The sequence below is a fragment of the Rhodococcus sp. BP-332 genome (genome assembly GCF_019836065.1).
Classification (GTDB): Bacteria; Actinomycetota; Actinomycetes; order Mycobacteriales; family Mycobacteriaceae; genus Rhodococcoides.
The window spans coordinates 127,450-154,446 of the sequence record NZ_JABUEC010000002.1; the positions used below are offsets into that span (position 1 = coordinate 127,450).

Below are 26,997 nucleotides of genomic sequence, written 5' to 3' on the forward strand. Positions count from 1 at the left end.
CAACTACCAACCGTCCGAATCGTCAGGAGTACATCACAGGCGTCGCCCGGTGGTGCGCCGATTCAGCTCAGCAAGCTGGCCGCTGCACAAAGGGCTCATCAGAGCGTCGACTGCTCCTGGGACCTCTGTCGGTGGTAACCACTACTCTCCTATCGCTAGAACACACCTCACACGGAGCTCGGAGATCTCGATGGTTGAACCAGTCAGGGTGTACAAGGTCAACCTGAAGCGGGTGGACAAGGTCAACCTGAAGCGGGTCGGCGATTTCACAAAGTTCGCGAGGGACAGCTCCAAGCAGGTGGGTGAGCAGACCAGCGAGTTGATGGATTCCGCGTCGGACACGTTCGAGAAGCTGACTGCGAAGAAGCCTGACCCGTACCAGGAAGCGGTCGCTGAGTACAACGCCGCGTTCACGTCGATGAACGACAAGGGCGTGTCTCTGCTCCTCTTACGTGAACGGTCGACAGATCTGATCGACCTCGTCGAACATCTGGTGAACAGCATCGTCAACACTCCGAAGTCGTTCGAGACCGACATCGCCACGATCGACATCCAGAAGGCACAGTTTCTAGGCGCGGAGGAGTTCGCACGGAAGGACCTCGAAGCCGCACGACAGTCCGCAGCAGGTGCCACCGCCGGATTCTCCGCAGGCGCCGCCGTCGCGAGCATGGCCCCGACTGCGGCGCTGTGGGTGGCGACCACTTTCGGTACTGCATCGACTGGTACCGCGATCTCTGCACTCTCCGGCGCTGCTGCCAGTAACGCCGCACTCGCATGGCTCGGAGGAGGGGCGGTTGCAGCCGGGGGCGGAGGCACTGCAGCCGGCGGTGCGTTGCTCGCCCTCGCCGGCCCCATCGGTTGGACGGTCGCCGGCGCCACGTTGCTCGCGTCGATAGCCGTGTTCACCAAAAGCAAGTTCGACAACCGCGATGCGAAACAGGCAGCGGTGATGTCGGTGAAGAAGAACATCGCGCACATCGAACGTATGGACGCGCAAATCAACGATCTGCTCGAACGTTCTGCTGCTCTACGCGACAAGCTGCTACAGAGCTACAAGGAGGCACTCCCGTGCTACGCCGCTGATTTTCTCTCGATGTCGGTGCCTCAACAGCTTCAACTGGTGGCGCTGGTGAACAACACGAAAGCGTGTGCAGCCTTGCTGACACAGCGCGTCAAGCAGAGCAACGACGATGAGTGAGCCAGTCGAGTTAGGAAAGCGAAACCAGGAACAGGCTGTCGCCGCCTGGGTGAATTACCTCAACCAGCTCCGGCTGGACAACCTGCTGAGCGACCTCGGACGGCAGGACAAGAACCTCGCAGATGCACTCGCCAGCGTCACCGCGGCGATCGGAAAGATCGACCTCGAGGTGGTTACCACCAATCGCGGCGGTGTGAAAGGCATGCACGGCTTTATCGCTGAGGTCGCCGAGGTGGGCGTCGGCAACGCTCGACGCCAGATCCACGGTCAGAATCCGCTCTACCAGTGGGTGAACGACAACGGCCCGGTTGACCTGATGCGCGGTGGCGTGGAAATCCAGCAGAAGTTCGTCGCTGCTGGGGGCCGTTTCGGTCTTGGGGCGATCGCAGACCATCTTGAGCGATATCCAAGTTTCGTCGAAAGCGGCGGGAAGTATCAAATTCCCCGCGACCACTTCGAGGTCATTCAGAAGCTGCAAGCCATGCCACGAGAGGAAGCGAACAAGCTCCTGACGATCGGCGGTGACGGCCCGTCCTTGAAGGATTGGACCCGGGTCCAATCCTTTTTCGAGGACGGATCTGTCGGCATCGAGTCACTCGAGCCGTCGCATCTGCAGTACTCCGAGGTCCAAAGGGGCGCCTATGGCGCGACTTTGGAGTCAGAAGCGGATTCCCTCCGCGCCACCGACCGGTCTCTGCGGGACAACGCGTACCAGGAAAGCAAGACGACCCTGCGGGAAGGCGCCAATGCTGCACTCGTGGCCGCCGCCATCGAAGGCGGGACCGCCGTTGTGCTGGCCGTCGTCGAGAAACGTCGCGCAGGTAAGCAGCTCAGAGAATTCACGCGTGAGGACTGGACCGATATCGCGAGTGAAGGCGGGTTCGGAGCCGTTGAAGGAGGTGTTCGGGGACTCAGCATCTACGGGCTCACGAACTTCACCGCCACCCCCGCCGCCGTCGCCAGCTCCATCGTCACCGCCGCTTTCGGCGTCGCAGAGCAGGCGAACAAACTCCGTCGCGGCGAAATCGGTGAGTTGGAGTTCATCGAGAACTCGGAGCTCGTCTGCCTGGAGACCGCCGTCAGCGCACTGTCTTCCTTCGTCGGTCAGGCCATCATCCCGGTACCGATCCTCGGCGCCGTCATCGGCAATACCGTCGGTGTTGTCATGCATAAAGCTGTGTCGTCCTCACTTTCGCAGCGAGAGGCCTTGCTGATCGAGCGCTACCTGGGTGCGCAGCGGGAACTCGGCGATCAACTCGCCGCCGAACACCTTGAACTTATCGAGGAGCTCAACGCGAGCATGTCCGAATACCTCGGAGTACTGGAAAGGGCTTTCTCTCCTGATGTGGAGGTCGCTTTCCTCGGATCCGTCGAGCTTGCGCTCGAACTCGGGGTGGCCGCTGACGAGGTCTTGGATACTGACCGCAAAGTCCTGGCATACTTTCTCGACTAGAGATCACGGTCTCCACCAAACTCGGGATAGCTCAATGATGCCTTCGAAGGTGTTGCATCAACGCAAGCGGACCGGCTAGACAGAGGCATGCAAACGGTCAGACACCCCGCCGGGGTTCGATAGTGGACTACGTGTGGCCCTCGACGGGCTCGATTTCTCGGGCGTGGTTGGTCCTGTCCAAGGACGACCAGCTCGGCGGTCGCGGCGGGCATGCCTATGACGACGATCCGTCATCTCGCTATGTCAGCGACAGTCAGGTACCGAACAGCCGGAACATCGCGGCTGGGGATGCCCTGGTGGTGTGGGACCAGAAGCGATTGCTCGGTGCTTCCGTGGTCGAGAAAGTCGACAGCGAACCAGGAACCAAGGAGCAGAAGAAGTGCCCATACTGCGGTCCTGGTCGCTCGCTCGATGAACGTCTCACGCTCACCCCTCGCTATAAATGCGGTCGATGCAAGAACCAGTTCGACGTCCCGCTGACCGACAATATCGACGTGACCGTGTACCGGACCCATCATGGTGAAGCGTGGATCGACCTGGCAGGGGAGCTCACTGCGGAGCAACTCCGCTCAGTATGCAAGAGCCCGAAGTCGCAACTGAGTATTCGCGAGCTGGATTGGTCAGCATTCACGGCAAGTCTCTCGACGGATCTCAGCCACCGCGGACTGAATCTCATGAACTCGGTGTCGGTGCAATTGGGCGGAGGATTCACAGATCGAATCACTCGGGTGCGTCTGGGGCAACCGGCCTTTCGCGCACAACTGATGCAGAAGTACGCGTCGAACTGCGCGTTCTCAGGCGCCATGCCACACGAAGTACTCGAAGCAGCGCATCTCTACAGCTACGCGCAGGTCGGAGAACACCACGACGAAGGTGGGCTATTGCTGCGACGCGATCTACACCGACTTTTCGATTTCGGAAAGATCGCCGTCCGGAACGACGCCACGATCGCCGTACACAAATCCTTGGAACCGTTCGAGCTGTACGGCAAGCTCCATGGACGCAGCCTCACGATCGAACCGACTCAGCGGCAACAACAATGGTTCGCTGCCCACCGCACTATGTGGCGAGTGAATGCTGCGTGAGGTATGGACCGCGCGGGCAGCCCGCGGCCACGATGGCGATGCGGGCAGCCGCGGTGAGGACGCGCCCCCACGGGAGTCCACCCTTCTTACTGATGTAGCTCTGAACGTACTCGACTGCCCTGCCGATCTTCGAGCCGGTCGAGCGAAGGAAACCCAATTCGACAGCTATGTCGGAGAGCGCGTCTTTCGGAGCACGATCGACCGAAATCGCGTTAGGCTCGGAAGTCGCGCCCTTCATTTAGCTCAATGAAGTGCATCAAATCCCCTGACCTAAAACCAACTCGTAAAGGCTTCCGTGCTTGCTCTTCATGGTTTCCTCAATGGACTCGGCAAGCGCCGTGTCACGAATCAGGACACCCAATTCGATATTAAGGTTCTCGGCGCTGAAGGAGAAATTAGCGCTGGTGAGTAGCATGAGCTCGTGGTCGATCACTACAAATTTCGCGTGACTGACAACACGCTTTCCGAACGGCATATCTGCGGATCGATAAATCGTGGCTCGCGGGAGTTGCGCTTTCACCTTGTTAGCGTCAGCCTTGCCGCCGTCAACGTAGACTGTTACAACCACTCCGGGCCGTTCAGATGCTTGTTCGAGGACAGTCCACATCTTCGAGGTAATCTCGAAGTTGTAGGTGGCGCAGGTGACTGAGATCCGTGCAGCTTGGACGAGTCTGTGAAACTCACCTGTGAGGCGCCCAAGCTTGGCCTCGTTTCCAGGCATCGTCCACACCGGCGTCATGTCGCGGTGAACAGACTTCGCTCCAGCAATCCCGAGTAACACTTCCGTCGCCCGTGCATTGTCGGCGTGTCCGAGTCCCGCCGCCGCCAATAGCTGTTTTACATCTGCGCGGCGCCCGGGGTTGATAGTACCCAATGCTTTAATGGAGTGTTGTCCATTGTCGAACTGGGCGGCGAGGGCCTCGGCTTCGCTAGCGGTGAGGTACTGGCCCAGTGCGACAAAGGGATCAGAGGGCATCGACGGTCCCGAAGAATCCGGGCACGGTCTCGCCGGTGGCCGTCGGGAGGTTGAGTAGGAATCGTCGGTCGAGGAAGCGGTTGGCTTTTTCACATGAGGTCTCGGACGCGAACGAGCAACAATGACATGCGGCCCCGTGCAGGAAATCCTCCGGGTCGCTCGGCGTCCGCATCGCACACACAGGGTCCGATGAGCATCTCGACGCGCGTCGCAGGGCGGAGACCACGAGTCCCTGAAGCCGGGCCGGCTCAGAGAGAGCGACAAGGCCACCGAGCGTACCGTCACTGTCCGATGCCGTGGTGCAGATCAGCAGTCCTGCCGCTGCTTCTCGCTGGGGCGAGGCAGGCCAGCCATAGATGCGCTCAGTGAGACTCGCAGCTCCGTATCCGCTGGACATAGCCATCTGACGAATAAGCGCATGCGAAAGCGAGTGCAGCAGCCAGTATCGTGGCGCCGGCAGACGGGTATCCGGATCCACCAATTTCGCGGTCTCGGAAAATCGGCGGGAGAAGTTGCGCCGGTGCGCCTCTCGATGGGCTTCCCAGAGAGATGTTCCGAGAATGTCTTGCTCCCACCGGTCGACCGAGGCGCTGTCGAGCTGAAGAAAAATACCCTCGCCCCGGTCTTCGGTAGCCGGTACCCACTTCGGCTTGCCAGAACGGGTCAGCTTGACGAGGCGGCTGACAAGGTCGTTCACGCGGTCCATCTCGTCGAGTCGGGTGAACCCGAGGACTGCGTTGATCTTCTTCATCTTGTTGACCGCGACGACGCGACCTATCCGGTTGTGCAGCTCGGGTCCGCGCTGCATCTCGGTGACCATCAGCCCGCTGGAGTTCTGTTGCTGCGGGAACAGCGTAGGCTTCTGGAGATAGCGCCACTCCGGCACGAGAAGGTCGACGGGATCCCAGGCGGCCAGTTTCTCTTGGCGTTCGGCTTCGGAGTCTGCGGGGGTGAGTACATCGGCCACAGCCGCGACAATGTCCCCATCGGTAACGCCGGCCATGTCGATGTGCTTTGCCAACGCCAATGCGCGGATGACGTCGACCTTGGCGCCGAACTGCTGGACCTGCTCGACGCCGAGTTCGACTCGGAGGCGGTCGGCGAGTGCTTCTTGCTCCTCAGCGTCAGTGCGAGGCATGACGATGATCGATTGAGTGGACGCGAACCACAGGTTCGATGCACCCATCATGATGAGCGCTGGGCGGGCATCGCATTCGGTATCGAACGCGTTGAGATGCGGGTGACGGCCCCGGCACGTCTGCGGCAGTTTGTCGCGACCAACACGACCCTGGGCTTCGGCCATCCCCCGTCTCGCACCGCACGACGCGCACGAGATCGTAGAGCCAACCGACTTGCTGACGTTCGCGTCACGCATCTTGAGGTCTGGCAGCTCGGCCTTCGGACACTTGTTTCCACGGTGTACCCATAGTGCGTAAGGGAACTCGTCGAGGTGTCCGTTGGCGCACGTCAGCAGGTGCTGTGCAGGGACCGCGGGGCTCTCGCGCTTGCTACTCGTGGAACCCACTCGCTTTCCTCCTCGCCCAGGGCAACTTTTATGCGTGAACTGCGCGAGATCAGGCCGGAAGGGGTGGGTATTTGTGTAACTGAACCTTGGAAGTGGGCCCAGGAAATCGCAGCCGGTGCACCGGAACAACTGAGGAAACACCCGTGATGGGATGCCGAGGTCGTCACCTTCCTTCGACATGGCGCCTTTTTTGGGTTGCCAAGGAAAGGGCCGCAGTCCATCTACCTGGGGCCCCAGGTGAAGGCGTACGACGTTAAGCAGTCGGGGCTCGATGATGCTAGGGATGAATGGCCGGCGCTTCCAGATCGGCTCCCAGTCGTCGAGTCCGGCCGGCATCACCGAAAACCCAGGCAGATCCATGATTGCGCCGGGACCATAGGTGTAAAGCAGCGACGACGGACGGGCGGATCCGACCTTGGCCCGGTTCTTGACCATCCCGTCTTCGGCGTCGGCCAGGGGGTCAAGTGCCTCGTTGTAGTCGTGAAGCATCTCCTCGGACCCTGATTCTGGCAGTGGATCCGTCATCAGTCCTCCTCCCCAATGGGCAGTATCCAGGCGGGGGCGCCTTCTGGAGTGCGCGCGAATAGACGCTCGGACACCGGGCTGACAAGCAAGTTAATCTCCGGCTGTACCTCGCGCATCGAGTTGGCAATGATGAACGGAGCCTCCATGGACCCGCCCACTGATGCCTGTGCATTCTCAGGACTGATAATTAATGGCAGATACTTGTCGCCTTCACCGGTGCGTTCGTAGACGAGCGTCTTGCTCATTTCCGCAGCACGCTTTGCACGCTCAGTCCACCTATCAATGCGATTCACCAACAAGTCGTTGGCGCGCTTTGTGGCATCCTCGCTCTGCGCGGCACCGGCAATTCGCTTCTTGAGCCGCTCGGCGATCGACTCCACGATCGAGCGATGATCCTTGATGCGCCAGGCATCCCGCTCGGGCGACAGTCCATCCGCAGTTGCAGAGTCAATCACGCGGGCAACACTCACGAGCAAGCCATCGATGCCGCGGGCCAGCGAGGTCGGCGAAAATGGTGTCACCGACAGCGACTCGACCTGGGCGTAGAACGTCTCGTGGTAGTGCCGGAATTGCTCGAAATGGGCAAGGTCGCGAGGACGTGCCCAGTTCCCGAGCGCAACGACCAGCCCCGGACGGTCGGATGCGTCCCGGCCGACCCGCGAGGAGGCCTGGATGTATTCGGCTGTGTTCTTCGGCTGACCCACCACCAGCATCAAACCGAGGCGCTGGACGTCGACACCCACCTGAAGCATCGAGGTGGCGAGCACGACGTCGAAGGGTGAGTCGGTGCGGTTTTTGATATTTTTTTCCGCTTTCCGCGCAGTGATCCGAGCTTGGAAAGCCTCGGTCGAGTCGAAGGCCGGATCGAACTCCAGGCCTAGGCGGTCCAAGGTGCGTCCGATCTCGGCGGAAGCGATTCGTGAGGTCAGCTCCGCAGTGTGTAGGTTGCCGAAAGCGGCGCCGTAGCGGCGAGGGAACCCCGAGTCCTTGGACGGATTGCCCACTCGGTTCGCGACATCGTCGGCCATGTAGCGCGCCATACCCGCCAGCTCGCGGGTGGCGTTGAAATAGCCGACAAGCGTCATGTACGGATCAGCAGCAGCACCCGCGCGGTCGAACAGCAGCTGTCCTGCGGACAGCAACACCTCCGATACGCGAATCTCTGCGCTGGAGAGCCGGACACCCTGGGCACTGACTCCGATATAGCGTCGCCCAGGATGCCGGCGGTCGATCGGGACCTCGTGAGAGAAAAACGTGTCAGCGACGTCCAGCACCTGCGGAGGAAAAATTTCCACTTGGCGTCCGAAGAGGCTTCGTACCTGGTCTTGCGCGTTCCGAACGGTTGCCGTAGACGCGACAATCAGTGGCTTCACCGGTTTCCCATCAGGGGTGTCCCATGAAGAGAGAGTCTCGACCGCTACTTCGAACAGTCCGACGGCCGTGCCGAGCGCACCCGTGATCAGGTGTAGCTCGTCCTGGATGATCAGATCCGGTGGCCGCAAGCGACCAACCGGGCGCACTGTTGCCGCCGGTTGACCACCGTTCGCAGGGTGAGACCCAACCTGGCATGGCGTGTAGTCAGCGTGGACGTACCCGTGGCGCCCGCATCGCTTGCTCACGTAGCCGAACAGTGCGGCGGCCTCGCCCTCGCGAGCGAGGCGTGCGAACTTATCGACGGTGGCGATAACGAACGCAGGAGTGAGGCGGTAGATCTCCTCGTCGACAGTGAGCACCGGAAGACCCTCGGGGACTACACCACCCTTCGAGAAGGGGCAGCGGGCCAGCTCGTCGCCACAATGGACGAACACCCGACGCAACGTCGCATCCGCCTTGACCTGTGCGGCGGTGATCAGGGTGCCGCACCACGGGCAGCGCTGGATCTGGAGCACGGTCAGCCGGTGTGAGCCGTATTCGTTGGCCTTCTTGAGTTGCTCGTCGGCTTCCTCGAAACGCTTGGGGCTTACGTCGGTGCCGACCCAGAGACCAATCCGAAACGGCTCTGTCCCCCAGGTCGCTTCGTCCTCTCGACGAGCAAGCTCCGCAGCGCACATTAATGTCGTGGCTCGCTGGAACTGCTGGGCGGTCAGCAGCCGCAGGGTATACCGCATTAACACCGCAACGCCGTCACCTCCGTCGAGGGGACCCTCGGCCGACTGCACGACACCTTGACGGCGCCTCATCGCAAATGTGTAGGCCGCGAGACCCAAGTAAGCTTCGGTCTTGCCACCACCAGTGGGAAAGAACAGCAACTCGACACGCGACTGATGATCGGCGCTCCGCAGCGGCGCGGTCGGATGGGTCAACGCTCCGAGCTGCATGAGGATGAATGCCAGCTGGAACGGACGCCACGAGGCCGCCTTCGGGCCGCGCGCAGCAACCTTAGCCTGCGCCTGGTCGAGCGTTACGGATGCATCGGATGCGCGCTCCGCAGCGACTTGAGATGCGATGCGCTGATCGCGCATCGCGCGGTTCATGAACTGAAAGCAAAGCAGCGCTTCGGTTTCGGTTAACACGTGTTCAAGACCAGAGACGAGCCGCGTGTGTGCCTGCCGGGCCTCCCACAGCACCAGCTCACACGTCTCCTGCCAATGGGGAGGCAGCATCGCCGCCTCGGCCTGCCTCTCTTCGAGCCAGGCACCGTAGCCTTCGACGAGCGGCTCAAGCCCCGCACGAAGCTCGCCGGGGGTGACTTCCGAAAGTTCGTCCATCGACAGCAACGCGTCCTCCACAGGCCGAGCGCTCGTCTGCGGCGTCTCACCATGAGGGAGCCACGTCGTCTCCACCGATGTAGCGCGACGCGAGCCCAGTTTGACCGTCCAATCGACCGAGCACGTGCGGCCGATAGCGAACTCGAGGCGATTGCGGTATTGCAGGTTGAGGCGCTTGACCTCTTCGTCGTGCTCGGGCCAGTCCTGCTCCAACACGTCCCGCACAGGAAGAAACACCTCGGCGCCGCCGGCGTCGATCAGCAGCTTTGTCTGAAACATCCACATACTTAACGGGATTGGCATCGGCGTCTCGCGGTCGTTGCACAGCACGATTTCGACAAGCACCCGCCCAAACTGAGGGTCGTCGTATCGGTCGACCCGCACGCACGCATCGCCACGAAGTGAGATCGACACGGTCTTGCCATGCACGAGTTGGGCCAAGTAGACCGTGCGACGCTCCTCGACGGGAACGCGCTGGTAGTAACGTACTGGCCTACCGGCCTTCGACACCTCCCCCGTCTCGACGGACTCATAAATGCCCCATGAGGCAGTCACGTCGAACGACTCCTGATCGGCCGACACTTGGAAACGCAATCCCATCGACGCAGGGATCATTAAGCCCTGCTTCGGCGCCCGATCCTCGGCGTCGTCATCCTCGGAATCTGCCTCGGTCTCATCGGCCGCGTATGCCGGGACCCCCCGCCCCTTCGAGAGAGCGTCTCCATCCGTCCGGACCTCGGTGAGATCCTGCGCCGTGTCATCCTCACTGAGCGATGACGCTGACGTCGGACGCAGCAACTTCACAGGCGCGATGTGTCCAACGAGGTACTGCGAACGCGGGCTGAATTGCAACAGCTCATGAGGCCCGTAAATCGGGCCGAGCAATTCACGCTCCAGGATGTCGGCGAGGTTTTCGCGCACCGCGAAAGACGACCCGTCGAGGTCGACGTTCAACCTGTATGGCTCCTGCGATGCTGCGAACTCATCGGTTGCGTCCGTTACGGCACCAGCGTGAAGCGAAGATCCCATAAAATTCGCCGCATCCATGCGCCGGCTGCTAGGTGTCACCGAAAAGACTCCTCTGGTTGTCGTCCGTGGGTGTGTAGTTCCGCCCGCCCTGCGCACCAGTGGCATCGCGGTCAGCCGCTGACCGCCTGTGGTTCTCCTCCAACAGACGTGCCAGAATCTCAGTTCGCGCAGCTGCGCTTACAGTCCAACGCTCCAGCTGGCGGTACGTGTAGAAGCCGTGCTCAAGCGGCACATCAGACCAGCCGTATGCATCCATGACAGCCGAATCGAGGTCGGCGTGGATCTGACGTAGGCGCGCTACGTCCGAGTCGGAGTTGTCGGAGAGGGACGGGTCGTTCACGAGGTTGTAAATCTTCGTCAAGCCGAGGTTGCGGGCAACCATCATTTGCTGTCGTTCACGATCCAGGACCGCCCCGAACCCTGCAACAGCGGACGAATCTGGTGGAAATGGAAAAGTCTCAAGAACGTCCGATAGGGTGTAGCGAACGCGAGTCTCTAGAGTCGATCCGTAAGTGATTGCCCACAATTGATGTAGTGACGAGCTTAAAAGGCCAAAGAATGCGTCGTCCTCTCTAGCGAATACCTCTAAAAGATTACTGCACACCGGCCCGACCGGAACTCTTGCTGGTAGCACTGGCTTGCTGACAATAGTTAAAACAATCATATTCTCGTTCTTGCTAACAGCGTTACGCCACCCCGGACCCCATTGCGCGAAACGCCACCATGTTTCTCGTCGCTCAGCTGACTTCTCATTGGCCCTTGCTGCTTTTGAATGTAATGCGGCATGCGCGAAGGGTTCACGGTAGGACTCGGCCTGAGCACGATCCATCATTCCGAAGTCAATTACCCAGCGAGAAGGTGATACGTCTGGTCGGCTGTTTACATCGTTTCCACCGAGGTAAGGGCGCAGGACCAGTGCGTTCTTGGGATCGGCCGCTATCCAAGATTCAGCGAGTCCCGGTGCTACCAGCAGGCCATCTCCTAGCGGAATCGACCCTTGAAAGCCCAGACCCAAATTGGACGCGAGTCGGCGTGGCGCCCCCTCTACACGCCCAACCGGTTCGAGCATAGGGCTGATTCGGATACAACCTACCCCGTCGGCAACCGGGCGAGCTCCCCCCGACCCATAGGCATCCCCAAGATGCACAATCGCTACTTCCAGGCTGGCAAACGACGACGGCCAGGGCGTGCTCTTCACGGACCGATGAATTTCCATCCCTTGGCTGGCTAGTTGCTCCAGCGAGGATTCGCGAGTATCGCCCTCGGAAATTGTGTTGGTAGTGATCAAACCTACCGTGCCGCCTTGCGCCCTCAACTGCCACGCTCGAAGTACGAAATACGCAGCCAAGTCCGATTTAGCTGGGGACCGAGCAGCGAGTGTTGTCACAATTAAGTCACGAACCCCCTTGCCGACCGATGGCGTAATCTTCTTAAACCCCAGAAAGGGCGGGTTTCCAATGATGGCATCGAAGCCACCATGCTCGATGAGAACTTCGGGCGCTTCAATTACCCAATGCAGTGGTCTCCATAGGTCATAGTCTGTAGGGACGGTTGGGGTAAGCCCATTCTCGATAATCTTTTCAAGAAATTGAGGCTTTCCTTGGTCGGCATGCTTAACCGCCAGCCTTAAGTTTTCGTAGGCCTCATCCAGACCGCGACCGGACTTCCCTCCGAGCGGAATTGCAGCCGCAACTACGCCGTCCGCCAGTCGCCGCAAAACAGCCGTCACCTGAACCAGTTCAGACATCTGACGATGCTTGGTAGCTGCAGAGCGAGCGGGATCATCGTCATCGATCGGTAACGCCAACACGCGCCGAAGATCTACGGCTTTTCTTACGATGCCGCGAACATCGACGTCAAACTCCTCGGAGAAGATGAATCTGGGCTTCCGCATTTCGTCAATATGTAGGTTAAGGAGTTGCTTTAAGTTCGTCACTCCGAGCAGCGAGTTGCCGACAAATACCTTGTCATCCACGAACGAGAATGGCAGGTCGCGGTCAAGCGAAACAAGCCAAAGGGAGAGCTTGCACATCTCAACAGCCATGTCGTTAATGTCGGCGCCGTAAAGACAGTTTGCGACAACCTGGCGGATGGCTCGCATGTGGAGTCCATCGCGGGCTGCGTACGCCGGATGCTCGGCGATCCACGCCTCAAGCACCCGGTCGGCGAGATACCTCGCTGCCGCGACCAAGAAAGCTCCAGAGCCGCAGGCGATGTCGGCGACCTTCAGGTTTAGCAAGTCGTCAGACGACTTAAGCTTCCAACTGGCTTCGTCCGCGGTCTGACGCGGTCCAGGCGAGTAGCAGAGGGGCTGGAGCGCGTGTAGCACCACTTCTTCCGCCAACGACTTTGGCGTGTAGTGCGCGCCGGCGTTTTTGCGCGACGGCGTCTCCCTGACCATCATCCCGCCGGGCAGTACGACAAATGGACGCTTTCGTAAGTCAAGCCGAATTAGACCGAGCCACGGACGGACACGATTGCTCATGTGCGATTCGCCGCCAACCGCCTGAGTGAGGGCGCTGACGACGCTGGGTTCAACGTCGGTGGTGAGCGATTTCGTGAGAGCCTTAGCGGACCCTGCCTTGGCTGATGGCTGGTCCTGTTCTACCCACGTACGGATCGCGGCGGCAAGCCTACTGGGGTCCGATTCGGATTCGGCGAATTGCTCAAGCGTCGCGAGTGGTATCTCGGGCTCAGCGCCTCGGGCGCCTTTCAGCCCGACGTACGCCTCGTTGACCTCGATCGCGGTATAGCCGAGCAGACCTTCATAGATGTAGCCGATCTGCTCGACGTCGATGTCACGAAAGGAGATGCGCCGGGCTTCGCCCCTTATATCGGCGACTTGTACTGACCTCAGTACGTGCAACATTACTCGGTCGGGGACAGTGACCTTTAGCGTTCCCTGCTCGTTCACGGCGATGAGGAATTGGAACCGGCCCGGATTGAATAGGGAACCTCCGTAGGCTGGCATACGAAGGCCCTCAAGCGACGCGCCGCTGAACAACGCCTGGCTGGTGGCAAGCAATCGATGCCAAGTTAGAGACGTAGAGTCGAGAGCCTCCTCTCCCTCTTGAGTTTCGCGCGCGATCAAGCGGTCGAGCTCCCGCGCGATTCCGTAACCTTGATCGAATAGCTCGCCGGAGGGAAGGAGTCCGCGTTCCTCAGCGAACAGGAGAAAAACAACGCGCATCATTACCGTGACTGCGGCTTCGTAGGTGTCATGCTTGCGCACTGGAAGTGGGTCTGCCAGGCCACGTCGATTCGCGTCGGCGGCGGACTCAGAAAACGACTGAATGAGTAGCTCCACTGCGCTGCGGACCTGCGCCCCGAGCGCTTCCGTGATTTCTTCAGCTGCGGCGATAGATTCTTGGAAGAGGACGGGGAGCCGCTCTGCCGGGTCGCCGCCGATAATATGCTGACGGCCGATCAAGGCGAGGTAGGCGTCGCGTGTTCGAGGCTCCTCCGTCCAGCTAAAACAATCTACGATGCCCGATGCCGCCATCGCGCCCTCCCGGACGCAGACCAGCCCCCACCAGCGGCCGTCGGTGACGATGCCGAGCTCAACACTGTTCTCGCGCAGGAGCGCCTCCGTGCGGTCGACGGGCGTTGCTGCCCACAGGTCGTTCGGAGTCTTGCGCAGTGAATCGGTTGGATCGACAACATGCACTAGCGCACCGATTCCGTCGACACCGTTCAGGGCCGCCTGGGCGGTGACAGTGACATTGCGGTTGGGCGACTGGGCTTGGACGCCGGGCGCTTCCCCCCATGACAATGAGTCGGCCCATCCGGCAACATCGCGCAGGAAGGTCTCGACCCACTTGTCGCGGGCGACTCGGTAGAACTCAAGCGCGGCGTCGTCGTCTGGGGTGCGGTCAAACCTCTCCCAGGCGGCCTCGAAGTCCTTGCGGGCATCCGCGAGTGCGGCCTTGCGGTCGTCACCGAGGGCGGGCATACCTTGCGGCCAGACCCGCTTCAGTGGCGGGATCGCCAGGAATGGGCCTTCGGTGTCGACAAGTTCAAGCCAGGCCCGGTGCAATTCGGTCACGCTGGGAGTGCTGAGTCCGACCCGCCCGCGAGAGTTTGCGCGGCCCATCACTCGACCCACCCTTTGGCGTCGTTCCGTGTGAGCGCGAAAACGACCGCTGCTGCAGTGGTGTGTGGTTTGACGTCGGCGTAGCGGTCGGCGATGGCGGCGATCTCACGTGATTCCTCGTCATCGAGCTCGTCGAGACGGCGGGTCATCGCCTCGACGTCGCGCCTCCACTGGCGCTGCTGGTCAGGGTCATGGAACAGCTGACCCTGGGCTTCGTCGTTGGCGGCTTTAAGCGCCGCAAGGGAGTCCCGTAGGTTGGTTCGAAAGGCTGCGAAGATCTCATGAGCACGCTGCATGTCGGCCTCTTGTCGCTTAGTGAGCTGCTCCAGAACGAGATAGTGGCGGCGATCAGCACGGGCACGCATGGATTCTTCCAGGCGCAGACGAAGCGGCGCGTTGGGGATGTTCCACAGGTCGCACAACTGGTCGCGGACCTGATGCTGGGCGAGCGCCAGTTCCTCCCGGTCGAGGGCCCTGTCGAGGGCTGCCTCGGCCTTCTCCTCAGCCATGGCGCGGCGGCCTCTAATACGAACACCGGCGAGGAACACTTCCTCGTGAAGTCGGATGCCTCCTCGGCCAACGAGGACCATGCGGGTGACGGCGGCGACGAATGACTCCTCCAAGTTGTCAACGACAACTGCGGTCACGCGGTTCAGCGGCGAGTCAACGCTCCACAGGGAGCGGCGCAAAAGCCGTTGTGCCTTCTGCACGATCGGGTGGCCAAGGTGAACGTAGACCAAGTCGTCCCGACCCTCGGCCGCGTTGGCGTCGAACGTAATCGGTCGCTGGACACCAGGGGTGAGACGGGTGTCTAGTCCTCGCACAGCGTCGTGCCAACCCGAGGTCATGGTCGGCAGATTAAACACCTCGGCGTCCGTGTCCTGGGCGAACTCGTGGTTCAGCACGAGCGGCGCCTGATGGTTCATTCGCAGAGCGGTCTCGACCACGCGGCGCAAATTAGCTGGATCGAGGTGCATCGCCGTGCGTGACGCGTCGTACCCCTGCTCGAGCTGGGTCAGCCTACTGTTAAGTTCCATTCCGCCGGCCAAGGCGGCGTTTATGATCTCATTGGTGTCAACGCCGTTCGTCTTCGCTTTCGTGTGGGTGCGCTTGGCGAAGTGCGTCTGGATCTCCTGGCCGACAACTTGGTTGGCGGAGCCGAGGTCGTATTGGACCTGGGCGATCTTCCGCGCGATCCGCGCCATAAAGTCCGCGTCAGCGCCGTAGGTAGAAGTGCCAGCTACCGGGACGAAGTGGAACACCTGGGGCTCCTGGGTCTGACCGTAGCGGTCGATGCGACCGATGCGCTGCTCCAACCGGGACGGGTTGAACGGGATGTCGAAGTTCACCAGCCGGTGGCAGTGGGTCTGGAGGTCGATGCCCTCGCCGGCGGCGTCGGTGGCGAGCAGGACGCGAACCGGCTCCCTAGCGGGGTCGGCAGTGAACTGTGAGCGGATGTATTCGCGGTCCTCGGGTTTAGTCGAGCCCTGGATTACTGCCAGGCGCTCCTCGACATACCCGCGTTGGCGCAGGACTCTGGTCAGCCAGTCGACGGTGTGGGCGTACTCCGTGAAGATCACGACGCGCTCGTTAGACCATATGGCGCCGGGGCGACACACGGCGTCGAGAAGGCCGATTAAGCGGTCGAGCCGGGAGTCGGGACGACTTTCGTAGCTCAACCCCCACTCCATCAGTGACTCAAGCTGGCCGGGATTGGCGGCGACCAACGGATCGGAGCCCTTGGACTCGCGCAGTCGCTCCGCCTCGTCCTGCTCCCACAGACCCTCTTCCTCGTCGGCATGGCCTTCGCCGAATACGTCGTCGTAGTCGTCCTCCGACAAGCCTCGCCCAGCTTTCGAGGAGAGGTAGCGGCTCAGGGTCATACCGAACGCGAACGGGCTGGACAGGAACCGCTTCTTCAACAGCATCGTCACGATGTCGCCAGTCGGCTTGGTGCCGTTCTGCTTCGCACTCTTGGTGACGATGTCATCCAGCAGCGCGAACGACCCCTGCTCCTGTTTTGACGGGGTGAAGTCAAGCGCGCTGACGGTGCGTTTCTTGAAGCCTTTGCCTGGTAGGTCGGTCTTCAGGCGGCGGACGGTCACGTCCTTCAGCGCCTTGGAATCCAGCAGCGCTCCACGTGAGAACCTACGAGGATCAATCATTTCCATCAGCGCGGTGAACGACTCGGGGTGCCCGTTGTGCGGGGTAGCACTCAGGAACAAGCGATGCTCACACTTGTCGGCCAGCTGCCGCGCGGCGACGGTCCGCTGAGTGTCGATGGCGTAACCCCGACCGCCGGCGGCTGAAGGGCTGGACGGAGCAACATGGTGCGCCTCATCGACCACGAGGATGTCGAAGGCGAACCGCCCGCCCGTCTTGGGGTTGGTGGCCTGCGCGTAGACGTCGCGCAGGAGTCGCTGAGCGCGCACCTGCGGCAACCAGGCCATGCTTACTATCACCCTCGGGAACAGCTGAAAGGGGTTGGCGTGCAGACCGTGAGTACGGCGCACCTGAGCCATCAGCTCGCTGTTGACAATCGTGAAGTCCAAACCGAACTTCTCGCGCATCTCGTCCTGCCACTTCAGGGCCAAGCTCGGAGGGCAGACGATCACGGCGGTGCGCGCCCGATGCCTCAGGAACAGCTCCTGGATTACCAGTCCAGCCTCGATGGTTTTACCGAGGCCCACATCGTCGGCTAGCAGGAGGTTGGTGCGCGGGGCACCTAGGGCGCGACGAAGGGGCTCGAGCTGGTACGCCTCGACATTCACCCCTGACCAGAACGGGGCCTGATACCGGTTCGGGTCGGCGGAAGTGACAGCGCCCCAACGCATAGCGTCCACGAACCCGGCAAGGGTTTCTGGGTCATCGAAGGCCTCGGCGTAGATGACATCCGGGAGTCCCTGTGGCGGCGAGACGGTATGCCCGACCTCAAGTTCCCAAACCACAGAGAGCTGTTCGCCCAGTCGGTCCTCGTCGAGCGACTGGAGGTCGACTACGTGCGAGAGCTGCGCAAAGGACTCGTCGGCTGGACTGCGCGGTAGCCCCTGAGCCTGCACATTCGCAACGGCCCAGGTCGATCCGCGAACCTCTACAACCTGGCCGGGCTCTGGGAGCTCGGGCTTCGCTGAACCAGTCGGCCTCTCACCTGCTTGTTCTTGAGGCGCGGCTGCGAACTTGGTATCAGTCACGTGGCCAACCCTATCTGGAGTGTGGAGCTAGGTGGTCTGTTCGCGATCTACGCCATTGTGCGTCCAGACCGAGGGCGGGAACGATCGACTGCGTTGTTGACATTGGTTGTCCAAAGCGAAGGTCGGCAGACGCATAAGGACATCGCCGGTGCCCACCCCCAGGATGACCACGAACCGGCAACCGACCTCAATGGGTGAGCTTTGATTCGCTAAAGACTGGGCGCGATGGAACGAACCTTGGCCATTACGATGCGACGACGTCGGCTGCGGGTGTCAGCGGAACTCCCCGGCGCAATTTCTTGACTGCGTCCGAGACGCGGTCTTGGCCCTCTAAGGAGAGATTCCTGCGAACGAATGCATCGACCTGTTCCGGCGGTGAGCTTACGCGAACTGCGTCGAGTAGCACTTCCCACGTCTCGTAGTCCGACGGCTCGGCGAAACTGATGACACCGATTCCATGCTCTGCGGCCGTTGCGACCACCTGCTGCACGCCCTTCTTCAAAGAATCCGACAGAACCGCCGGGATGTGGAGGGCGACGAACGCGTGAGTTGCAGAGCGCCGGTGGGCCAGAGCCTCGTATACCGCCAGCACATTGACCTGATCAGCAGGCTTGACCTCGAAAGTGATGACGTCGAACAGGAGATCCGGAACGAAGTCGAACGTGGTGACACCGACGGCCACAAGATCGGGGCGCGTCCACTTCCCACCGGTCTTCCTGCTGCCGAGGTTGGCCACGTCCTCAACTGCGATCGGCTCGAATCCGCGGTCGACTGCCCACGCGCCTCGCATTGTCTCCAAAATTGGCCTGTACAGATTCGATTCGGCCACCGGCGGCGTGACAATCGCGATCCCTCGGTTCGAATCCATCTCGATGTCGGACTCGTCCGCTGCGGGGGCCCGCTTGATTGCGCCGCCGCCGCCTGGAGCTCGCAGGATCAAGTGCTTGGCCAGCAAGCCATCTTTGGCTCTCCCGTATCGGTTCTTGGGAAAGCCCAGACGTGCTCGGGCAGAGACGTTCCCGATGGCCGAACCATCGTCGGGAGTAATCGTGAACAGTCGATACTCGTCGTGGGTGAGTTGAAGTTGCGTCATGCGCCCTGCTTTCGTGTGATGTCCTGCTGTCCTGTGGTCACGAGGGCCCGAACACGCTCGATTGCTGCTTGCCGCATCGTGATGATTTCCTCGAAGGCGACGCCCTCCATCCGAGCGACCTCGGTTATCGAGCGAGGGGGTCTGCCTCCCAGTCCGAGTACGTCGATCACGACCCGCGCGTGCTTCGCGGGCAACGTCGCTGCGTATCGCAACATCATGTCGTATCCACCCGGAATCTCGCCGACGGTCTGCGTCGTCGCGTCCGTGCCGTGTCTCGATTCGGCAGGTACGGTGACTGTCGGCGTAGGTTCGATGAACGAAGGCAAGCCGACTGGTCGTCGGGCAGGCTGAGCCGGCTTCTCGATCGGCCGCGTCAGCCACTCGGTCAGCCTCCCAGGAGCGTGCCCGAGCGGGATGTCGACCTGCTCCTCGGCGATGTCGAGCAGCTGCTCGAGAAATGCCTCGTGGGCACCCAAGGCAGGATCTTCCGCAGTTCCCGGCACATACAGGATGACGAACGCCGCTGCCCGGTCGCCCGGCTTCGGCCTCAGAACCCGCCCCATGCGCTGAATCATCTGACGACGAGAACTACTGCTCGCGATGATGACTCCGACATCGACGGCCGGTACATCGATTCCCTCGTCGAGAACCCGCGGGGCGACCAGGTTTGTCAGCGCACCTGTGCGGAATTGCTGCAACACGCGAGTTCGCGCAAGGCGGTCCAGTCCGCTTGAGTACGCACTCGACTTCACCCCGTGGTCACGGAGCACCGCAGAACCCGTCTCCGCGGACTGCTTCGTTTCCGAGAACACGATGGACCTGTCCGATGACGCCAACGCCGGGGCCAACGTCCCCAGCGCGGCGATCTTGCCCGAGCAGTCCGCCAGCAGTGCGCGGCGTTTGCTGAATGCCGACAGATACCTGCTCGCGAGTCGGCCCTCGGGGAGGTCCCGTTGGTCGGCCAACGCAGTGACGTCCTTCATAAATTCACCGAACGGGGCAGCCACGCAACCGAACTTACTGATGAGATTCTTTCGGGCATCCCGCGCGACAGCATCGTGCTCGTCGAACTTCTTCCGTTCGTCGGGCGTGAAGTCGATGGCCACAGTCATCACACGAACGGGAGCAAGCACGTTGTCGCGCCGACCGCGGGTGAAGTCGCAGCCGGGGACAACTGTCTCGAAGTACGGCCGGATGTAGGTGTCGACACCCTCGTCCTGCCGCTCCAGGGTTGCCGTCAGACCGAGTCGGTGGTCGAACCTGTCGCTGAAGACTCGCGCGAATCCGTCTGTGCCGTAACGGTGGACCTCATCGGCAATGAGCAGCGCGCCGTGTCGTGGCTGCGGAGCGCCCGCCATGATCGCCGACTGGACGGTGGTGATCAAGACGCTGCTGTGCCGAAAGTCGTCTCGATGTCCGTTGCCTCGACGGCCCACGGACACTGAAGGAAGCAACAACTTGACCTCGGTGTACCACTGTTCGAGGAGGTCGATCGTCGGGACCACCACCAGGACCTGCTGGTTCATACTTCTCGCCGCCACAATCGCGGCGATACCGACGCGTGTCTTGCCCGTCCCGGTCACGGCCTCGACGATGGCGCGGTGACCGACGGCCCGCCAGGCGTCGAACGCTTCCTTCTGCCATGCCCGCAATTCGGTCATGAGGCTGCATCCTCTGGTCGTACCCATTCCGCGACACCGTCCGGCCGTTGCCGACGAACCAGCTTCTTGGTCAGCTCCAGGTCGGCCAACAGCTGCCCGGCGACGATCGGTGTCATACCGGTGACCAGAGCACATCGCCGCACTGTCAGTGGTGCGTCGGGGCGCGCCGCAGCGAGGGCGATCACACGACCGGTCGACAGCCCCGCGGCTGGGAGGGATGCAAGTGCTGCTTGGACTGCAGCGGGCAGCACCTCGATCCCTACGCCCGATCTCAGCAGTGCGGGTGCAGCCGGCGGGGCGACTATCTCGTTTGCAACGGCACGTTCCGGCATGCTGGCGGGCGAGGCAGGGGTGCGCCGGGTCGGAACGGGGCTGCGGGACACCGGGGTCCGCTTGACCGGAGCTCGTCTGACCGGCGTTCGTTCGACCGCGTCCGGTACGACCGGCGCTGATCGCTGACGCGGTGCGTAACGAGAATCGACACGGATTTCGCTCGAACCGTCGAATCGCGGTGGGCGGGTCTCCCCCGGTTCGAGCTCTGTTTGCGCCGCGGGACTACGCGCCACCCGGTTGCGATCCTCGACCACAACGGGCAGAGGAGCGATGGGGGCTTCGATTGTCGGCGCGGGAACAATCGAGAAGTCGTCCGGATCTGCCTCGTCATTCGGGTCGACGGACAGGACGACCGGGTTCCAGCGCAAGTCGTGGCCATCGGCGAGGATGTCCACTTCGCCGGGCAAAATACCGAGTGCGTCCAGCGTCTCGACCACGGGCTTCAGCGCGGCGTCGATATCGACGACGACATCGGACGCGCGGAGTCGGGCGATTGCCCACCCGGCCCGCCGCAAGTCCATCTCGCGGCGTAGTCGGGCCAGGATGTGCTCGGGAGACGACTCCCGATCGTCGTCGCATTCGATAGCGAGTTTGGTCGCCGCACCGGTCACGACGAGGTCGAGCACCACCTCGTTGATCGTGATCGACGAGTTGACGTGGTAGCCGCGATCGCGCAGCGCGATGAGCACTCGTTGCGCTGTCATCGACGCCAGGTCGGGGTGCAGTGTCGAGGTATCGACCACGCGTGGCATCGCCGGCACCGGAACCGTGGGCGCGGCGCGGACGTAGGACAGCAGTGACGCGCGTAAATCGACGGTCGATAGTTGTTCGACGGTCACGGAGTGGAACAGCCAGAGCTGATTCTTCGATCGGGTTGCCGCAACATTGAAGCGGCGCTGCCACAATTCGCTGGTCAGCGCCACGGTGGAGGACTCGGAACCGACGACCATCGACACGAACATGACGTCTCGCTCGTCACCTTGGAATTCCGGCGCGGTGCCGACCCGAAGACGAAGTTGGTCACGCTGTTCGGCCGGAATGCGCTCAGCGATCAATGCCCGAATCAGCTCCGTGTGCGCACGGCTCTGCAGAACTACGACCCCGAAATCCATGCCGTCGTAAACAGGGTCCGCGATGCAATCGCACAGCTGGTCGACCAACCGTCGAGCTTCGGCCTGATTGACCAGTGTGGCGCTGGATCCTGATGTCACACCGTCGGCGACATAGGTCGACCGCAATGGAGGTAGTCGATCCGCGCCGAACTGTCGCACGGGTACCAGCGGGGAATCCTGGTAGAACTGCTTCGACGACCATTCGATGATTTCCGGCATCGACCGGAAATGCTCTCGGAGTCGCACGCGCTGGTCGTACCTACTGCGCAACAACGAGAACAGACTCGACCGCGGCGTGAAGTTGTTGCGGACGTGCATAGGCAGATCCCCGAGGAACGTGTCCACTCGCTCGTACAGAACGTCGTCCGAGATCTTCTGCACTCGATCCGGTGCACACTGCTTGTCGTCACCGACCACGATGACTCGTGGAGCGAGCCACATCAGAAACAGGCTGCTGATGTTCGCTTGACTTGCTTCGTCGACGATCACTACGTCGAAGACGTTCTGCCCCGGCGGTATGGACGACAACACCTGACCGATCGGCATGATCCATGCCGGTACCGCACTCTGAGCCTCCTGCATGGCCGTGCGTGCGGCGGCTCGGTACCGCTGCGCCGCGCGGGTGCGGCCGGCACCCACATTGCGCACACTGTCCTGGTAGGTGCGCAGCGCCTGCATCTCCCGTGACGTCATGCGATCGAGGCATGCCCGCCACGCTGATTCCGCGGCCAATGATGCTGTCAAGCGGAGGATCTCGTCGTCGACTGCATCGTACTCTTCATCGAGATCGGGATCGGTGGGACGAGTGAGATGCTGTTCGAGTTGCTGACGCGCCCACCTCCATTCCCATGCAGTAGCGAAGTCGCCGGAGACAGCGACCCAGTCAGTTTCCCGCTCCTCGACCATCAGCTGCGCCAAGCTGGGCGCGGCCGCATCGAGATCTCGAAGTATGCGATCCATCGACACTTGCTCATTGTGTTCAGCGGACGCACCCAGGTAGGCACGGACGGCGGATTCGAAGGACACTATGTCCGCCGTGCGAAGGGCATCGGACAACGCCAGCGATTCCGGGCTGTCAGAGCTGCCAGTCGCCGAGTCCAGGCCGTCCGCCGCATTGCCGAGTTGATCCATCGACACCCGTGAGTCGGATCCCGCCAATGTGGTGTCGATCTCCCGAGCGAGGGACGCGACGTCGACGAGGTCTCGCACAGCGACTCGCCCGCCCAGTTCGTCAGCAAGCCCTTCGATCCGCTCCGCCAGGTCGCCCACCACTGTCACCGTCCGCAGCGCTGTCGCGAGCGAGTTGATTCGTGACGCGCGGGTGCCTCGGACTACGACATCGATACCGATATCGGCCAGCATCGCAGCGGCCTGGTCCACGATACGGATCACGCGAATATGTTCCGCAACAACCCGATAGGCGTCTCCTCCGCGGGCGGGGACGCCGTCGACAGTGGCGTTGGCACCGAGGGCATCGACGGCTGATTGCTCCTTCGGAGTTCTCAGCCACCTGAGGGTGTCGAACCGCCCTTCGCTGTATAAGCGCGCAGCAGCGTCGAACACCGACAGCGCCTCCGCGTCGGTTCGGTCCACATCGACGTCAGCCGTCCCCACGACCGCGTCCGCCGCCGTCGCCGTATCGAGAAGTGCAGGGACTGTCCGTGCACGCGTCCACAGATAGCCCAAGGAACCGGACACGACGTCATCGAGGACCGCACGTGTCACGTCGTCGAGTTGTTCTGCACGCGTGAGTATCTGCCGAGTCAGCGCGGCGTATCTGCGCAGATCCGATATGGAGACGTCGACCAGTGCAGTCTGGACGGTGCGCGCATTCGCGCTTTCGCACAGCCGTGCGATCACTGCCTTCGACGGCAGGATCGTCGAAAGATCGGCAAATGTCTGCTGACGACGATCAGCCTGGTGCACTTCACTGGCCACGAGCAAGCGCGCCAACTCGCCGAAGCGGGCTGACGACAGCGGCGGCTGCTCCGAATAGACCGGACCAGGAAGCCACGACAGGGAATCGGCCGTTGTCTCGAGCTTCGACGCGATGGCGGACAACGTTCCCGTGTAATGATCACCGAAGGTGTGGATGACGGACTCGGCTGCTCTGGACGAGATCAACTCGCCTTCGAGCGTGTACTTCTTGTTGATCGCGCCGTATCTCGCCGCCGCGGTTCGCGCGATCGTCCTGTCTGCGGTCGGGAGATCGAACTCGGCACGCCGCCGAGCTATGACCGAGATACTGTGGTCGAGTTCCTCCGACCCGCCTTTGGCCAGATCGGTGATCGAGACACATAAGTCCTGCAGCTCGACGGGTAGCTTGTCTCGCAACACCCGTAACGCCTGCGACTTCTCGCTGGTGACGAGGACACGTTGACCGCGGGCAAGCAGAGCAGACATCAAGTTTGCGATCGTGTGCGTCTTTCCCGTACCGGGCGGCCCTTCCACCACCACGCCGGTATCGAGCGAAAGCTTCTCCATGATGCTGGTCTGCGCACGATTTGCTGGGAGCGGGAACAATGCCTCAGTGGTCGGTTCATCAGACGGTGTACCCAGCCATTCGAGCCTGGCCGTCGAATCGATGCTCTCGACGAGCTGTTGCAGTCCCAGTGGTACCGCTGCGCCGGACTCCAAAGCCGCGATCATGGCGTCGTAGTAGGACACGAGCGCATAGCCGGTACGTCGGCGGAGCACCAGCGCCGGTGACTCGCGCAGCGTTCCGCGACGCGCCGCGGGAGGGACGTTGTGGTCAGCGATGTATCGCACTCCGCGGAACGCAGATTTCGACCAGTCGGCGAGGATCGCCGACACCGCATCGTGCAACGGCGAGGCAGCCGAATCGGCCAGCTTCTTCCCGAGCGCAGCCGAGGACGCCGAAACGAACCCCTCGAGCCCGAGAAGAAGTTGCCGATCCTCGAGCCGTGGGCTGCTGCCCACCGTTTCTCTGACCAGAAGGTCGCCGGTGTCGTCGTCGCGGACGATCTCCACCGGCTGGGTGATCAGGTGGCAGTCGACGGGTGTTCCCGCCACCACCGCTGACAGCAGCCCGGCCGCTAGGACAACTTCGACCGTCTCCGGCTCCGCATGCGATGCCTCACGCATGCGATCAACGGAGAGGAACAACTCGGCGAAGGGACGACGCTGGAGGTCCTCTCGCGCCCACTCATGCCAGGTCTGCAGCCATGCGTCGAACACTCGGCGTGCAGCTGCCGAGGCACCGAACGAAAGCGTCGGTGCCTCGGTAGCGACGTTGATGGCACCGGACACGTGACCTTCGAGTTCTGCAGAAAGGACCGGTGGCGGCTCGACGCTGACTCGCTTGACACGCACCACTACGTCGCCTGATGCAGCGGTCGCGTCGATATCGAGGGGTCGGTCCTTCCGGTACAACCACTCGAGCCTGGTCTTGCGCCCGTACTCCCGGTCAGGTTTGGACTGCGACGACACAGACTCTCGCAAGAATTCGAGTAGACGAAGTACACGCCCTCGAACCTCGGCGTCGTCCTGATCAGCCACTGCGCTCCTCTACCCATGTTGTCCACACAATCTAGCGGGCGATCCCGACAAACGTGATGGGTGGTTGGGTTCACGATCCAGTCTTCGGAAGCGGAACGAGCCATGCGGCTCGGGGTGTTGAAGCACCTGAAGCGATTCCTACGATCACGCCACATCGTCGGCGCCCGTCCGTGCACAATCGGACCATGGTCGTCAACATCAGGCTCAGTGATCGGCGGGAACTGACTGCCCTGGAAACCGAGCAGGATTCACTCAACAGACTGTGGGTCGGGTACGACCCGACTGCGACGTCTCAGGAAAATTGGGACAACAACCGCGGCCGTTACGTGGTCAGCGAGAAGCGACTCCATGACCAGCACTACGTCACCTTCTCTCGACGCGGCGCAGTCGTAGCGGTAGCCGAGCGGCACAACCACGAACGCGTATCGGACCCGGGACCGCGATCCGAGAAGATCGCCTTCATCGGGCGGCCCTTGGCACCGGGCGACACAGCATACGACCACTTGATCGGAATGTCGGTTCCCAGCGCAGGTCAGAATCCCGTGCAGTACATCGCTATCGAGCCTCCGAACGGTACGGGTGGTGCACCGGTGCTAGCGGAGGGCAATACGGTGCTTCTCACCTGGAATCCGGCGCACTCCGACTTCTACGCAGACGGAACAGAACCCGGTCCGGAAAATTGGTCTACGGGCGGTCGCCGATCTGGCATCTCCCCCGGTGACCGCGTTTTCATGCTTCGACAAGGCGTGGGCGCGCGCGGGTTGGTAGCGAGTGGGTACGCCACCAGCGAGATCTACTCCGGTGCCCACTGGGAAACGCGTTCCAAGACAGCGAACTACGTCAAGGTTCAGTGGGACACGATCCTCGATGAACCAGAGGTCCTCGCCATCGAGACGCTGTCAGCGGCGATTCCCGGTCAGCATTGGACTCCACAATCCAGCGGAACGTTCATCAAACCCGAGTTGGTCGGCCACCTGGAGGATTTGTGGAGAGACTTCTCAACCAGTGGCGTCGGCGAGCCACCGCCGCGCGGTGGCGCCGGTCGACAAAACGACCCCGTACGGCGAAAGAAAGTCGAAGACGCCGCGCAACAACGTTTGATGACGTACTACTACGATCGAAAATGGGACGTAGTAGATACTCATCTCAATAGCCCGTACGACGCTGTAGCGACGAAGGGGCGCAAGGTGCTGTATCTCGAGGCGAAGGGCACAGAGGGCTCAGGCGCAGTCGTCCGTGTTACACGTAACGAGGTCGACCATGCTCGAGAAAATCCGACCACGACCTTCATCGGCATCTGGTCCGATATCTGTTTCGGCGACGACGACGAAGTCGATCAGCAGTCCGGTACGTTCACTGTCCAGCCGTTCGCACCGAAGAAATCCGAGCTCAAGGTTGTCGATTACGAGTGGAGGCCGAGCAAACCGCAGAAGTAATCGACGTCTGTAAACAGGGTACGTGGACACCACTCATAGCGTGCAGCTCGTTTGCCTGCC

The 26,997-nt window shown here is 61.7% G+C and carries 12 protein-coding genes; 4 read left to right on the plus strand and 8 right to left on the minus strand.

The genetic code is table 11. From position 1 onward, the window contains the following. Positions 1-208: 208 nt before the first annotated feature. The 3 genes from HQ314_RS06395 (at position 209) to HQ314_RS21235 (ending at position 3,736) form a co-directional block, all read left to right on the plus strand. Positions 209-1,198 carry a hypothetical protein gene (locus HQ314_RS06395; protein WP_308119280.1) on the plus strand — a complete coding sequence of 330 codons (990 nt, stop codon included), beginning with the start codon at positions 209-211 and terminating at the stop codon, positions 1,196-1,198. Beyond that, positions 1,191-2,651 carry a hypothetical protein gene (locus tag HQ314_RS06400; RefSeq protein ID WP_222649623.1) on the plus strand — a complete coding sequence of 487 codons (1,461 nt, stop codon included), beginning with the start codon at positions 1,191-1,193 and terminating at the stop codon, positions 2,649-2,651. The genes HQ314_RS06395 and HQ314_RS06400 overlap by 8 nt, the downstream gene beginning before the upstream one ends. A 131-nt stretch (positions 2,652-2,782) precedes the next feature. After that, positions 2,783-3,736 (plus strand): HNH endonuclease, encoded by a 954-nt coding sequence (locus HQ314_RS21235; RefSeq protein ID WP_308119281.1) that lies wholly within the window; start codon positions 2,783-2,785, stop codon positions 3,734-3,736. 256 nt (positions 3,737-3,992) lie between these two features. On the opposite strand, the gene drmC is transcribed toward HQ314_RS21235, so the two are convergent. The 8 genes from drmC to HQ314_RS06445 form a co-directional block, all read right to left on the minus strand. Continuing rightward, positions 3,993-4,712 carry a DISARM system phospholipase D-like protein DrmC gene (gene drmC / locus HQ314_RS06410; RefSeq protein WP_222649624.1) on the minus strand — a complete coding sequence of 240 codons (720 nt, stop codon included), beginning with the start codon at positions 4,710-4,712 and terminating at the stop codon, positions 3,993-3,995. After that, the gene (gene drmB / locus HQ314_RS06415; protein WP_222649625.1) at positions 4,702-6,762 is read right to left on the minus strand and encodes a DUF1998 domain-containing protein; all 2,061 of its coding nucleotides are present in this window, start codon (positions 6,760-6,762) and stop codon (positions 4,702-4,704) included. The genes drmC and drmB overlap by 11 nt, the downstream gene beginning before the upstream one ends. After that, positions 6,762-10,538, minus strand: a complete 3,777-nt coding sequence (gene drmA, locus HQ314_RS06420) for a DISARM system helicase DrmA (protein WP_308119282.1) — start codon at positions 10,536-10,538, stop codon at positions 6,762-6,764. Before drmA ends, drmB begins: the two co-directional genes overlap by 1 nt. Beyond that, the gene (locus HQ314_RS06425; RefSeq protein ID WP_308119283.1) at positions 10,528-14,544 is read right to left on the minus strand and encodes an Eco57I restriction-modification methylase domain-containing protein; all 4,017 of its coding nucleotides are present in this window, start codon (positions 14,542-14,544) and stop codon (positions 10,528-10,530) included. The genes drmA and HQ314_RS06425 overlap by 11 nt, the downstream gene beginning before the upstream one ends. Positions 14,545-14,591: 47 nt before the next feature. Further along, entirely contained in the window at positions 14,592-17,783 is a 3,192-nt protein-coding gene (gene drmD / locus HQ314_RS06430) for a DISARM system SNF2-like helicase DrmD (RefSeq protein WP_222649626.1), read from the minus strand. 244 nt (positions 17,784-18,027) lie between these two features. Then, the gene (locus HQ314_RS06435; RefSeq protein WP_222649627.1) at positions 18,028-18,876 is read right to left on the minus strand and encodes a hypothetical protein; all 849 of its coding nucleotides are present in this window, start codon (positions 18,874-18,876) and stop codon (positions 18,028-18,030) included. After that, a complete protein-coding gene (locus HQ314_RS06440; protein ID WP_222649628.1) occupies positions 18,873-20,537 on the minus strand; it encodes a DEAD/DEAH box helicase in 1,665 nt (554 codons plus the stop codon). Before HQ314_RS06440 ends, HQ314_RS06435 begins: the two co-directional genes overlap by 4 nt. After that, positions 20,534-25,501, minus strand: a complete 4,968-nt coding sequence (locus HQ314_RS06445; RefSeq protein ID WP_222649629.1) for an AAA domain-containing protein — start codon at positions 25,499-25,501, stop codon at positions 20,534-20,536. Before HQ314_RS06445 ends, HQ314_RS06440 begins: the two co-directional genes overlap by 4 nt. Before the next feature lie 185 nt (positions 25,502-25,686). Here HQ314_RS06445 and HQ314_RS06450 point away from each other — a divergent pair, with 185 nt between their 5' ends. After that, positions 25,687-26,937 carry a protein NO VEIN domain-containing protein gene (locus HQ314_RS06450; RefSeq protein WP_222649630.1) on the plus strand — a complete coding sequence of 417 codons (1,251 nt, stop codon included), beginning with the start codon at positions 25,687-25,689 and terminating at the stop codon, positions 26,935-26,937. The last annotated feature ends 60 nt before the right edge of the window (positions 26,938-26,997 follow it).

Coding starts and splice junctions, on each gene's coding strand:
- HQ314_RS06400 (WP_222649623.1), top strand. CDS start 1,191: ATGAGTGAGCCAGTCGAGTTAGGAAAGCGAAACCAGGAACAGGCTGTC.
- drmC (WP_222649624.1), bottom strand. CDS start 4,712: ATGCCCTCTGATCCCTTTGTCGCACTGGGCCAGTACCTCACCGCTAGC.
- drmB (WP_222649625.1), bottom strand. CDS start 6,762: ATGACGGATCCACTGCCAGAATCAGGGTCCGAGGAGATGCTTCACGAC.
- HQ314_RS06435 (WP_222649627.1), bottom strand. CDS start 18,876: ATGACGCAACTTCAACTCACCCACGACGAGTATCGACTGTTCACGATT.
- HQ314_RS06440 (WP_222649628.1), bottom strand. CDS start 20,537: ATGACCGAATTGCGGGCATGGCAGAAGGAAGCGTTCGACGCCTGGCGG.
- HQ314_RS06450 (WP_222649630.1), top strand. CDS start 25,687: ATGGTCGTCAACATCAGGCTCAGTGATCGGCGGGAACTGACTGCCCTG.